This is a genomic window from Streptomyces sp. NRRL F-5650, assembly GCF_000721365.1.
GTDB classification, from domain to species: Bacteria; Actinomycetota; Actinomycetes; order Streptomycetales; family Streptomycetaceae; genus Streptomyces; species Streptomyces ardesiacus.
The window spans coordinates 85,241-96,694 of record NZ_JOGV01000010.1; the positions used below are offsets into that span (position 1 = coordinate 85,241).

Consider the following 11,454-nt stretch of genomic DNA (forward strand, 5'->3'; position numbering starts at 1 on the left):
CGCATCCCACCACGCGAGAAGGACCATGCGACGCCACAGCGCCCTGCTCACCCACCAGCCCGACGTCCTGCCCTGGCTCGGCGCCAACTTCTGGTCCCGCACCGGCGGTCCGCTGATGTGGCGCGCCTACGACCCGGCCGTCGTCCGCGACGAACTGCGTGTGCTCGCCGAGCACGGCCTGAACACGACCCGTTCCTTCTTCTACTGGCCGGACTTCCACCCGGAGCCGGACCGGATCGACGAGGAACTGTGCGCGCGCTTCGAGGACTTCCTCGACGCCCACACGCAGACGGGCATGGGGACCATACCGACCTTCATCGTCGGCCACATGTCGGGCGAGAACTGGGACCCCGCCTGGCGCGGCAACCGGGACCTGTACGAGGACGTGTGGATGGTCGGCCGCCAGGCGTGGTTCGTCTCCCGCATGGCCCGCCGCTTCAAGGACCACCCGGCGGTCACGGGCTGGCTGATCACCAACGAGATGCCCGGGTACGGCCGGATCTACCAGGTGGACCCGCCCTCCTCCGACGTGGTGACCGCCTGGGCGCAGGCCATGTGCAACGCGGTGCGGGCGACGGGCGCGACGCAGCCGGTGTCGCTGGGCGACGGGGCGTGGGGCATCGAGGTGACCGGGCGCGACAACGGCTTCTCGCTGCGGGAGACGGCCGAGTACGTCGACTTCGTCGGCCCGCACGTGTACCGCTCCGACACCGACCGGCCGCGCCAGCACTACCGTGCCGCGTTCGAGTGCGAGCTGGCCTCGGTGACCGGGCAGCCCGTCGTGCTGGAGGAGTTCGGGCTGTCGACCGACACCGTCTCGGCCGCCAACGCGGGCGTCTTCTACCGGCAGACCCTGCACAACTCTCTGCTGGGCGGGGCCACGGGCTGGCTCGCCTGGAACAACACCGACTACGACGACCTGTGGGACCGGTCCCCCTACGACCACCACCCCTTCGAGATGCACTTCGGCATCACCGACTCCACCGGGGCGCCCAAGGCTCCGTTGCGGGAACTGGCGGCCTTCGCGGAGGTGTTGAGGGCGGTGGACTTCCCGCGCTGCGTCCGCGCGGACGCCGGCGCCGCCCTGGTCGTGCCCGCCTTCCTGGAACGGGGCTACCCCTACAGCCGCCCCGCCGACCGGCCGCTCATCTTCACGTCCCTGCACCAGGGTTACGTCACCGCGCGCGCCGCCGACCTGCCGGTGGCCCTCACCCGCGAGGCCGACGGACTGCCGGGCGAGGCGTCGCTCTACCTCCTCCCGGCCACCCGGCAGCTCACCACCCGCACCCGCAGGGAGCTGGCGCGCCGGGCCGCCGAGGGTGCCACCGTGTACCTGTCGTTCTGCTCCGGCGAGCACCCGGTCACCCGGGGCCCGTGGTTCGACGACCTCGACGGATTCTTCGGCGTGGAGCTGCAGTTGTCGTACGGCGTCGCCGAGCCGATCGAGGACGACGTGCTGGAGATGACGTTCACCGAGGACTTCGGCGGCCTGCACGCCGGCGAGGTGCTGCGCTTCCCGGTCGCCGGGAACGAGGACAGCCGTGCCTACCTGCCCGTCGTACCGCGTGCGGGGCGGGTGGTGGCCGTGGACGCGCACGGCCGGCCGGCGCTGATCGTGCACGAGACCGGCGCCGGACGCACGGTGCTGGCCACCTATCCGCTGGAGCACATGGCGGCCCGCACCGCGCGCGTCAACCCCGACGTCACGCACCGTCTCTACGCGGCGCTCGCCCGGGTGGCGGGCGTGCGGCGGCCCGTTACGGTCGCCGACCCGCACGTCTCGGCGGACGTCCTCGTGCACGCCGACGGGCGCCGTTTCGTGTGGCTGGTCAGCCAGAGTCCCGACCCGCTCGTGGTCCGTCCGGCCGCCGAGGGCACGCTGCACGGCCTGTCCGACGGCGCCCCGGTGCGGGACGTGGCGCTCGACGCGTACGGCGTGGTCGTGCTGGAGCTGCGATGACCCTCCCCCGCTACCGCGATCCGGCGGCCCCCGTGCCGGACCGCGTCCGTGACCTGCTGGACCGCATGACGCTGCCGGAGAAGGTCGGCCAGCTCAACCAGCGCATGTACGGCTGGGACGCCTACGAGCGCGCCGGGGACGGTCACCGCCTCACCGACGCCTTCCGCGCGGAGGTCGCCGCCTTCGACGGCATGGGCGCGCTGTACGGGCTGCAGCGGGCCGACGCCTGGTCCGGCGTCGGCTTCGCGGACGGCCTGGACGCACGGGACGGTGCCCGGACGGCGGCGGCCGTGCAGCGGCACCTCGTGGACCACACCCGGCTCGGCATCCCGGCCCTGCTGGTGGAGGAGATGCCGCACGGCCACCAGGCGCTGGACGGCACGGTGCTCCCGGTGAACCTCGCGGCCGGTGCCACCTGGGACCCGCGGCTGTACGCCGATGCGGTGGCCGGGGCGGCGGCCGAACTGCGGGCGCGGGGCGCGCACGTCGCCCTGGTGTCCGCGCTCGACCTGGTGCGCGATCCGCGCTGGGGACGCAGCGAGGAGTGCTTCGCGGAGGACCCGTACCTCGCGGCGCGGATGACCGAGGCACTGGTCGAGGGTGCGGAACGGGCGGGGGTGGCCGTGGTCCTCAAGCACTTCGCCGGTCAGGGCGCCACGGTCGGCGGCCGCAACAGCGCGGCGACGGAGCTGGGGCCGCGCGAGCTGCACGAGGTGCATCTCGCGGCGGCCCGGGCCGGGTTGGCCGCGGGCGCGGCGGGGGTGATGGCCGCCTACAACGAGTTCGACGGCCTGCCCTGCGTCGCCAACCGGTACCTGCTGACCGACCTGCTCCGGACGGAGTGGGGCTTCGAGGGGATCGTCATGGCGGACGGCACCGCGGTGGACCGGCTGGTCCGGCTGACCGGCGATCCGGTGGCGGCCGGGGCGCTGGCCCTGGACGCGGGGTGCGACCTGAGCCTGTGGGACGACTCCTTCACCCGGCTCGGCGAGGCGGTGGAACGCGGTCTGGTGTCCGAGCCGGCCCTGGACGCCGCGGTGGCCCGGGTCCTCACCCTGAAGTTCCGGCTGGGCCTGTTCGAGGCGCCCGTGCCGTCGGCCGGGACCGAAGCCCTCCCCGATCCCGGTGAGTTGGGCGAGCGCATCGCCCGCGCCTCGGTGACGCTGCTCTCCCACGAGGGCGGGGTACTGCCCCTGTCCCGTGGGCTGCGGCGGATCGCGGTCCTCGGTCCGAACGCCGACTCACTGGCGCAGCAGATCGGCGACTACACGGCACCGCAGCGGCCGGGCTTTGGCATCACCGTCCTGGAGGGCATCCGCGCGGCGGCGGCACCCGGCACCGAGGTGGTGCACGGCCGGGGGTGCGACCTGGTGGGCAAGGACGTGTCGCAGGTCCCGGCGGCGGTCGCGCTGGCGGCCGGGGCGGACGTGGCGGTGCTGGTCCTGGGCGGGTCCAGCGCCCGCTCCGCGGAGACCGTCTTCGACGCGAACGGCGCCGCCGTCACAGGTTCCGCCCCGGCGACCGGGATGACCTGCGGGGAGGGCGTCGACCTGGCGGACCTGGCGCTGCCGTCCGCGCAACGGGCGCTGCTGGCCGCGGTGTCGGCGACCGGGACCCCGGTCGTGGTGGTGCTGGTCCAGGGCCGCCCGCACGCCCTGCCCGGACCGGAGACGCCCGCGGCGGCGGTGCTGAGCGCCTGGTATCCGGGACCGCGCGGCGGGCGTGCCGTGGCCGAGGTGCTGTTCGGCGACGCCGAGCCGCGCGGCCGGCTGCCGGTCTCCGTGCCCCGGTCGGCCGCCCAACTGCCCGTCTTCTACAACGGCAAGGACCACCGCTACCGCGGCTACGTCGACCAGGGTGCCGGGCCGCGTCACGCCTTCGGACACGGGTTGTCGTACACGAGCGTGGTGTACGGGGAGCCGCGCCTGTCGCGCGCGCGGGTCGGCACCCGGGCACCGCTCACGACCTGCCGGGTGACCGTCCGCAACACCGGGGCCCGCAGGGCCGAGGAGACGGTCCAGCTCTACGTGCGCCGCCTGGCCGGGGGCACGTCCTGGCCGCGCGTGCGCGAACTGCGGGGTTTCCTCCGCCTGAGCATCGCCCCCGGTGCTGAGGCGGAAGCGGTCTTCGAGGTGGGGCCGGACACGCTGGCGTCGGTGGGGCGCGACCTGCGGCTCGCGGTCGAGCCCGGGGTGGTGGAAGTGGAGACGGGCCCGGCGTCCGACCGGACCCGGGGCGTCCGTCTGGAGATCACGGACTCGGAATCGAACGCAACTTAGGCTAGCCTTACCTCATGGCAAAGGTTCGACGGCTCACGCCCCAGCGCCCGCAGATGTTCCGCGCCCACGTCGTGCGCACCGAGCGGGTCTCCCCGTCCATGCAGCGCGTCACGGTCACCGGCCCCGATCTGGGCGGCTTCCCGTGGCTGGGGTACGACCACTGGTTCCGCCTGTTCTTCCCGCTCTCCCACCAACGGGGCCTCCGGCTCCCGGAGTTCAGCGGTTCCCAGTGGTGGCAGCCGTATCTGGCGATCCCCGAGGAGGAGCGGCCGCACTGCGCCAACTACTCGGTGGCCGACTACCGCAGCGAGGCGGCCGAACTGGACATCGACTTCGTCGTCCACCGCGGCCCCACGGGCGAGATCGAGGGCAGGGCCGCGATCTGGGCCTGCGCCGCCCGCCCCGGCGACGCGCTCGCCCTGCTCGACCAGGGCGTCCTCTTCGACTGCCCGCCGGGCGCCTCCGAGGTCACCGTGGTGGCCGACGAGACCGGGCTGCCCGCCACGGCGAGCATCATGCGTTCGCTCCCCGAGGACACCGTCGGACGACTCATCCAGGAGATCCCCACCGACGCCGACCGCCGCGAACTGGACGCCCCGGCCGGGGTGAGTGTCTCCTGGGTCGTACGCCGGGACGGCGCCTCGGTCCCCGGCGCCGCCGCGCTGCGCGAGCTGCGCCGGCTCACCCGTGCCGACGCGGCCGGATACGCCTTCGTCGTCGGCGAGTCGACCCTGGCCACCGAGGGGCGCAGGCACCTGCACCGCCTGGGCCTGCCGAAGGAGCGCATCACCTTCTCGGGGTTCTGGAAGCACGAGGCTGCGGCGGCGGCCTGACGGCACCGGACGGTTCCGCGTCCGGGCGGTTTCCGGCCCACGGCCTCACGAAGGCCCACAGGCCGGCGCCGACGGCCTCCAGGTGGGTCACGCCGGCCTGGCCGCGACACCGAGCCCGCCTCCAACCGCGTCTCCGTCCTGAGCAAGCACCCGCTGCGCGCCCCCTCGCGCGCCCGACCGCCGGCCGGGGCGTAGCGTCCGGGCGTATGGGATCACCACCTCATCCGCCTTCCGTGTCCGGCGCCGCCCGGCCCCGGGCGCGCGACCTCGGTGTCGTCGTCGGGTCCTGCGACACCGGGCCCCTCGACGCGATCACCGACGTGCCGGGCATCCGCGTCGGGCACACGACCGTGCGCCGGCCGCCGGACGTGCACACCGGGGTCACCGCCGTCGTGCCCGACCTCGTCGGTCCCGGCACGCCGCTGCCGGCCGGGGTGTTCACGGGCAACGGCTACGGCAAGCTGATCGGCACCACCCAGCTCAGCGAACTCGGCGCGCTGGAGACCCCGGTGCTGCTCACCTCGACGCTGTCGGCGTTCCGGGTGGCCGACGCCCTGGTCGGCTGGATGATGGAGCGGCCCGGGTGCGAGGAGGTGCGGAGCCTCAACCCGGTCGTGGGCGAGTGCAACGACGGCTTCCTGTCCGACGTCCGGGCCCGGCCCGTCCACGAGGAGCACGTGCGGGCCGCCCTGGAGACGGCCTCGGGCGGACCGGTGGCCGAGGGGTGCGTCGGCGCCGGGACCGGAACCGTCGCCCTGGGGTTCAAGGCCGGTGTCGGCACCGCCTCCCGCGTCCCGGCCGTGGGGGACGGGCGCTGGACGGTGGGCGTGCTGGTACAGGCGAACTTCGGCGGCACGCTGCGGGTGCTCGGCCGGCCCGTCCCCCCGCGCGCCCCGCTCACCGGGGCGGCCGGTCCGGGGCCGGGCGCGGACGTCGGTTCCTGCATGATCGTGGTGGCCACCGACGCGCCCCTCGACGCCCGCCAGCTCACCCGCGTCGCACGGCGCGCCGTGTTCGCACTGGCCCGCACGGGCGCAGCGTACGGCCACGGCAGTGGTGACTACGCCGTCGCGTTCGGCACTCGGCCGGACGGCGGTCGTCCGGTGGCCGACGCGGACCTCGGCCCGCTGTTCGAGGCCGTCCTCGACGGGGTCGAGGAGGCGGTCCTCAACTCCCTGCTGGCGGCGGTCCCGACGACCGGCTTCGGCGGCCGCACGGTGCCGGCGCTGCCCGTGGACGCCCTGGTCGCCGCCCTGGCCGGTCCGGCCCCGGGCTTCGGCGACGCGGGCCCGGCCGTTGCCGGAGGCGGGGGCGCTTGATAGGCAGGTGGTGTCCCGGAGGGTTCCGACCCGCCGAGCACTCGTGGCCGCACGGCCCGGAACCCACGCACCGGAGAAGATCACCATGAAGATCCACCTGACCAGCGTCTTCGTCGACGACCAGGCCCACGCCCTGCGCTTCTACACCGAGACGCTGGGCTTCGTGAAGAAGCACGACGTGCCCGTGGGGGCGGGCGGGGACCGGTGGCTGACCGTGGTCTCGCCCGAGGCCCCCGACGGCACCGAGCTGCTGCTGGAGCCCGCCGGACACCCCGCCGTGGGGCCGTACCGGACGGCGCTGGCCCAGGACGGCATCCCGGCCGCCTCGTTCTCGGTGGACGACGTGCGCGCGGAGTACGACCGGCTGCGCGGACTCGGCGTGCACTTCCCCCAGGAGCCCATGGAGATGGGTCCGGTCACCACGGCCGTCCTGGACGACACCTGCGGCAACCTGATCCAGATCATGCAGGTGCCGTAGGCGCGGGCCGGTCCGGCGGCGCGCCCGGGGGCGACCCGCCCGGCCGGGGTCAGGCGCCAGGCGGCCGGAACTGCGGGCCGTAGGTGCCGGAGCCGCCCCGGACGGGGGTTTCCATCAGCTCCAGCGCGGGGGCCTCCAGCGAGCCCATCGTCCGCACGGCCGAGCGCAGGGTGCGGGCGTCGCCGTCGGTCCAGGCCGCTTCGAGGGTGCTGAGCACCTTGGCGTAGGCCGTGTCGAAGCGGTCGAGCAGGTCCTGGACGCCCTGCGGCGCGCCGCGCCAGCCACCGGCCGGCACCCGGGCCATGGGGCGTGCGTCGGGGAAGGGTACGGGGGCGCCGGTGAACCGCCAACCGTCGGCCTCCTGGCGCAGTTGCCGGCCGTGGTAGATCTCGCCGAAGGCGTAGTAGTGGGCCGGGTAGTCGTCCCCGAAGGCGTCGTCGGGGGAACTGGTGGTGCCCTCGCCCTGCTCCTTGATGATCTCGATGGCCCGCTCGACTCCGTCGAGGTCGGTCACGGGTTCCAGGACGTCGGTGCCGATGCGCTCGGAGAGCTGCCCGTGGGACGACAGCTCGGGCGCCGTGGCCCGGAACGCCTTCATCAGGTCGTCGTAGAAGTGGCCGATGCTGGGCGAGCTGTTCAGGCCGCGGGCGAGCGGGGCCTCGGGGGCTTCGATCGCCATCATCACGTCGCGCACGAAGGGCCTGTTGAGGCCCGAGAGGTAGACGTTCACCCCCTCGCGCACCCCGCCGGGCAGGGGGCCCGGATAGGCGAGGGCCGCGTCCGTGATCCGCGGCCGGCCGCCCACGGCCACCAGCAGGTTGCAGACGACGCCCATGTGGTACATCTCGTCGCCGACGATGCGCCGGACGAGCCGTGCGACGTGGCTGGTGCGGTCCCCCACGGACCACCAGCCGCACAGGTAGGGCGGGATCGTGGCGAGTTCGAGTGCCACGGCGACCTGGAGGGCCTCGCGCAGCCACTCGACACCGCGGCCGGTGTGCGGGACGGCGAGCAGTCCCGCCACGGAGCGGCAGCCGGGCACGGCGCCCTCGGGCCCGGCTGCCGCCCGGGCGGGTGCCGCGGCCGCGACGGGGGCGGCGGCGGTCAGGACGGCCGATGCCATGAAGGTCCTTCGCCCGAACGGGGTGCCCGTCCCCGACGGTTCCTCGCGCTCTCCAGTCACCCGTACTCCCTCTGCAAGCGATGCCCGCCTCCGACCGAGGCGTCCGCGTTTGTTCCGACGGCTGGCGAAACTAGCAGCGCCGCGGCCGTTTCCCGGGCGGGCGACGCGGAGCGGGGCATCCTGTACCCGGTCGGCCCTACCGGGGCGGGCCGGCGATCACCTCCTCGGCACGGTCCCCGTACGCGTCGCCGACACACTCTTGACACGGTCACGTCGACCGCTTGTATGGTCTAGTCCAACAGAACTCGCCGCTCCGCTTGCGGAGTTGAGCCTTGCCGGGGGTCCCACTCCCCCGCGAGGACGGTGAGCGCGCGTCACCTTCGCGCCTCCTGGCCCCACCCACGAGAGGCCGTACCCGGCGTGCGCGGTCGCCCCCACACATGACCGCGCGTGCCCAGGGACGGCCGGATGTGAAGGAGTTCCCATGCATGTACGCCGGAAGACCGCTGCCCTGATCGGCGCGGCCCTGGCTCCCGTCGTCGCCGTGAGCCTTCCCGCCGCCTCGGCGAGCGCCCACGGTTACATCTCCGACCCGCCCAGCCGCCAGGCCCAGTGCGCGGCCGGCACGGTGTCCTGCGGCGACATCAAGTACGAGCCCCAGAGCGTCGAGGGCCCCAAGGGGCTGACCAGTTGCAGCGGCGGCAACAGCCGCTTCGCGGAGCTGGACGACGACAGCAGGGGCTGGCAGGTCACCCCGGTGTCGAAGAGCACGACGTTCTCGTGGCGGCTCACCGCGCAGCACGCCACCAGCACCTGGGAGTACTACGTCGGCGGTCAGCGGATCGCCCTGTTCGACGACGGCGGCGCCAAGCCGGGCGCCGTGGTGAACCACCAGGTCGACTTCGGCGGGCTCACCGGCCAGCAGAAGGTGCTCGCCGTGTGGAACGTCGCCGACACCGACAACGCGTTCTACGCCTGCATCGACGTCAACGTCGGCGGCTGACCGGCCCGTCGCGGGAGCACGGGAGCGACGGCGCCCCTTTCGGGACCGGCCGTCGCTCCCCCTCTCCGCCCCTCCCCCGGTTCCCGCACGCCTTCCCTTCCCGTCGTTCCCGTCGAACAGGAGCCGACATCGTGCAGCACCGCAAGCTCGCCCTGCTGGCCGCCACCGCCGCGGCGGCCGCCCTGTGCACCCTGACCACGGCGCCCTCGGCCGTCGCCCAGAAGTCCGAGCAGCCCGCCGGCCGGGCCGCCGCCGAATTCGTGGTGAGCGAGAGCCAGTTCAACGAGATGTTCCCCAACCGGAACTCCTTCTACAGCTACAGCGGCCTCACGGACGCGCTCAGCGCCTACCCGGGCTTCACCCACACCGGCAGCGAGACGGTGCAGAAGCAGGAGGCCGCCGCCTTCCTCGCCAACGTCAGTCACGAGACGGGCGGGCTGGTGTACGTCGTCGAGCAGAACACCGCCAACTACCCGCACTACTGCGACGCCTCCCAGCCCTACGGCTGCCCGGCGGGCAACGACAAGTACTACGGGCGCGGGCCGGTCCAGTTGAGCTGGAACTTCAACTACAAGGCCGCCGGGGACGCCCTGGGCATCGACCTGCTCAACAACCCCGACCTGGTGCAGAACGACTCGGCCGTGGCCTGGAAGACGGGCCTGTGGTACTGGAACACCCAGTCCGGCCCCGGCACCATGACCCCGCACGACGCGATGGTCGACGGCGCCGGGTTCGGGGAGACCATCCGCGCCATCAACGGCAGCCTGGAGTGCGACGGGGGCAACCCCGCGCAGGTCCAGAGCCGGATCGACAACTACGAGCGCTTCGCCGCGCTCCTCGGCGTGGAGCCCGGCGACAACCTCAGCTGCTAGCCTCGGCGGACTCGGCCAGGGAACGGGGGCGCAGGTCCGTCCAGTTGGTCTCGACGTACTCCAGACAGGCGTCCCGGGTGTTCTCCTCGAAGACGACGGTCCATCCGCCGGGCACCTCGGCGAAGGAGGGCCAGAGCGAGTGCTGTCCCTCCTGGTTGACGAGGACGAGGAAGCGGCCGTCGGCGTCGTCGAACGGGTTGGTGCTCATACCCGGAACCTCCCAGGAAATTAGGTTAGGCTCGCCTAATGCTCGATGAGCTTATTCCTCGGGCTTAGCGCTCCACAAGGAGACCTCCATGGAGTTGGCGGGGGACGAGCCGTTCGCCGGGTTCGGGCTGCCCGGCGCCCCTGGCACCGACGCCTTCTGGGCCGCCGCACGCACACCTGCGTCGGTGCCCGACGGCGACGGCTGGACGACCCTGTTCCTGCGCCGCGGGTCCCGGGCGGCGGTCATCGGCTTCGAGAGCTGGTCGGAGCCGGTGCCGCTGCGCCGGTGGCGTGCCACGGACTGCTGGTACGCGCTGGTGCGCATGCCGGCCCGGCTGCGGGTGACGTACCGGTTCCTGGTGGGCGACGCGGCGTACGCCGACCCGTGCAACCCGGCCGGTGCGGGCGGCGACCGGTCCGTGGCCGCGACGCCGGACGCGCCGCCCCAGCCGCACTGGCCCCCGGTCGGCGCCGACGACGTCCTGCCCCTGCCCCGCACCCGGCTGCGCTGGACGAGCCGGCGGCTCGGCGGCCGGCGGACGGTGCGGATCCACCCGGCGGGCGGCGGCGGGCCGGTGGTGCTGCTGCTCGACGGGGACGACTGGCTGTACCTGCACCCGGCAACGACCGCGTTCGACTCGGCCGTGGCGAGCGGTGACGCGCCACCGGTCACGCTCGTGTTCCTGCCGGCCAGGGACCGCGCGGCCGAGTTCGGCTGCCGGCCCGAGCTGTGGGAGGCGGTGCGGGACGAGCTGCTGCCGCTGGTCGCCCGGAGCGGCGTGCCCGCCGACCTGGACCGGCTCGTGGTCGCGGGGCAGAGCCTGGGCGGGCTGAGCGCGCTGTACGCGGCCGTGGAGTTCCCGGGTCTGGTGTCGCGGGTGGCCTGTCAGTCGCCGTCGGTGTGGTGGACGCCGGGTGCCGCGGACCTGGCGGACCCGCTGGGCGGCCCGCTCGGCGGCGCGCTCGCGGCCCGGCTGCGCGGGCGGCCGGATCTGTCCGGACTGCGGGTGGCCTTCGACGTGGGCGAGCACGAGCGGCGGATGCTGCCGCACTGCGGCCTGGTGGAGGAGCTGACCGAGCGGGCCGGGGCGACCGTGCGGGTCTCCCGGTCGGCGTCCGGGCACGACCGGGCGGGCTGGCGGCACGCATTGTTGCGGGACGTGGCCTGGGCACTGGAGCACGGCCGCGCCGGCGCAGCGTGAGGGTGGGCGGCTCGGCCGCCCACCCCCGGCGCCGGAACGTCCTCAGCTCTGGGGACGCTTGCCGTGGTTCGCGCCGTTCTTGCGGCGGGCCTTCTTCTTGCGACGTCGTTTCGAGGACATCGGTACCTCCTTGCGGTTGTGTTTCCACGCGCTTCGCACCGGACGGTCGCCTCCGGTG

At 74.0% G+C, this 11,454-nt stretch carries 11 protein-coding genes; 8 read left to right on the plus strand and 3 right to left on the minus strand.

Annotation, left to right across the window (positions count from 1 at the left end; genetic code table 11):
• The first annotated feature begins 25 nt into the window (after positions 1 to 25).
• From IG88_RS0112050 to IG88_RS0112070, 5 genes are all read left to right on the plus strand, one after another.
• Positions 26 to 1,960, plus strand: a complete 1,935-nt coding sequence (locus IG88_RS0112050; protein WP_031038772.1) for a glycoside hydrolase 5 family protein — start codon at positions 26 to 28, stop codon at positions 1,958 to 1,960.
• Positions 1,957 to 4,239 (plus strand): glycoside hydrolase family 3 N-terminal domain-containing protein, encoded by a 2,283-nt coding sequence (locus tag IG88_RS0112055; protein ID WP_031038776.1) that lies wholly within the window; start codon positions 1,957 to 1,959, stop codon positions 4,237 to 4,239. Before IG88_RS0112050 ends, IG88_RS0112055 begins: the two co-directional genes overlap by 4 nt.
• 14 nt (positions 4,240 to 4,253) lie before the next feature.
• A complete protein-coding gene (locus IG88_RS0112060) occupies positions 4,254 to 5,072 on the plus strand; it encodes a siderophore-interacting protein (protein WP_031038777.1) in 819 nt (272 codons plus the stop codon).
• 206 nt (positions 5,073 to 5,278) lie between these two features.
• The gene (locus IG88_RS0112065; protein ID WP_051851880.1) at positions 5,279 to 6,391 is read left to right on the plus strand and encodes a P1 family peptidase; all 1,113 of its coding nucleotides are present in this window, start codon (positions 5,279 to 5,281) and stop codon (positions 6,389 to 6,391) included.
• A gap of 85 nt (positions 6,392 to 6,476) precedes the next feature.
• On the plus strand, positions 6,477 to 6,869 hold the full coding sequence (locus tag IG88_RS0112070) for a VOC family protein (RefSeq protein ID WP_031038783.1): 393 nt from the start codon (positions 6,477 to 6,479) through the stop codon (positions 6,867 to 6,869).
• A 49-nt stretch (positions 6,870 to 6,918) separates the two neighbouring features.
• Here IG88_RS0112070 and IG88_RS0112075 read toward each other — a convergent pair whose 3' ends face one another.
• On the minus strand, positions 6,919 to 7,992 hold the full coding sequence (locus IG88_RS0112075) for a ferritin-like domain-containing protein (protein ID WP_051851881.1): 1,074 nt from the start codon (positions 7,990 to 7,992) through the stop codon (positions 6,919 to 6,921).
• Between the two features lie 484 nt (positions 7,993 to 8,476).
• Here IG88_RS0112075 and IG88_RS0112080 point away from each other — a divergent pair, with 484 nt between their 5' ends.
• Positions 8,477 to 8,995, plus strand: coding sequence for a lytic polysaccharide monooxygenase auxiliary activity family 9 protein (locus IG88_RS0112080; RefSeq protein ID WP_031038791.1), 519 nt, complete (start codon positions 8,477 to 8,479; stop codon positions 8,993 to 8,995).
• 131 nt (positions 8,996 to 9,126) lie between these two features.
• Complete coding sequence (locus IG88_RS0112085) at positions 9,127 to 9,867, plus strand: chitinase (RefSeq protein WP_031038793.1); 741 nt, start codon at positions 9,127 to 9,129, stop codon at positions 9,865 to 9,867.
• Here the strand turns inward: IG88_RS0112085 and IG88_RS0112090 are convergent.
• A complete protein-coding gene (locus IG88_RS0112090) occupies positions 9,857 to 10,075 on the minus strand; it encodes an MbtH family protein (RefSeq protein WP_031038796.1) in 219 nt (72 codons plus the stop codon). The two genes, IG88_RS0112085 and IG88_RS0112090, sit on opposite strands and share 11 nt — an antisense overlap.
• 88 nt (positions 10,076 to 10,163) lie before the next feature.
• Here IG88_RS0112090 and IG88_RS0112095 point away from each other — a divergent pair, with 88 nt between their 5' ends.
• The gene (locus IG88_RS0112095) at positions 10,164 to 11,276 is read left to right on the plus strand and encodes an alpha/beta hydrolase-fold protein (protein WP_031038799.1); all 1,113 of its coding nucleotides are present in this window, start codon (positions 10,164 to 10,166) and stop codon (positions 11,274 to 11,276) included.
• Positions 11,277 to 11,318: 42 nt separating this feature from the next.
• Here the strand turns inward: IG88_RS0112095 and IG88_RS45295 are convergent, their stop codons facing one another.
• The gene (locus IG88_RS45295; RefSeq protein ID WP_370454205.1) at positions 11,319 to 11,396 is read right to left on the minus strand and encodes a 50S ribosomal protein bL37; all 78 of its coding nucleotides are present in this window, start codon (positions 11,394 to 11,396) and stop codon (positions 11,319 to 11,321) included.
• Positions 11,397 to 11,454 lie beyond the last annotated feature (58 nt).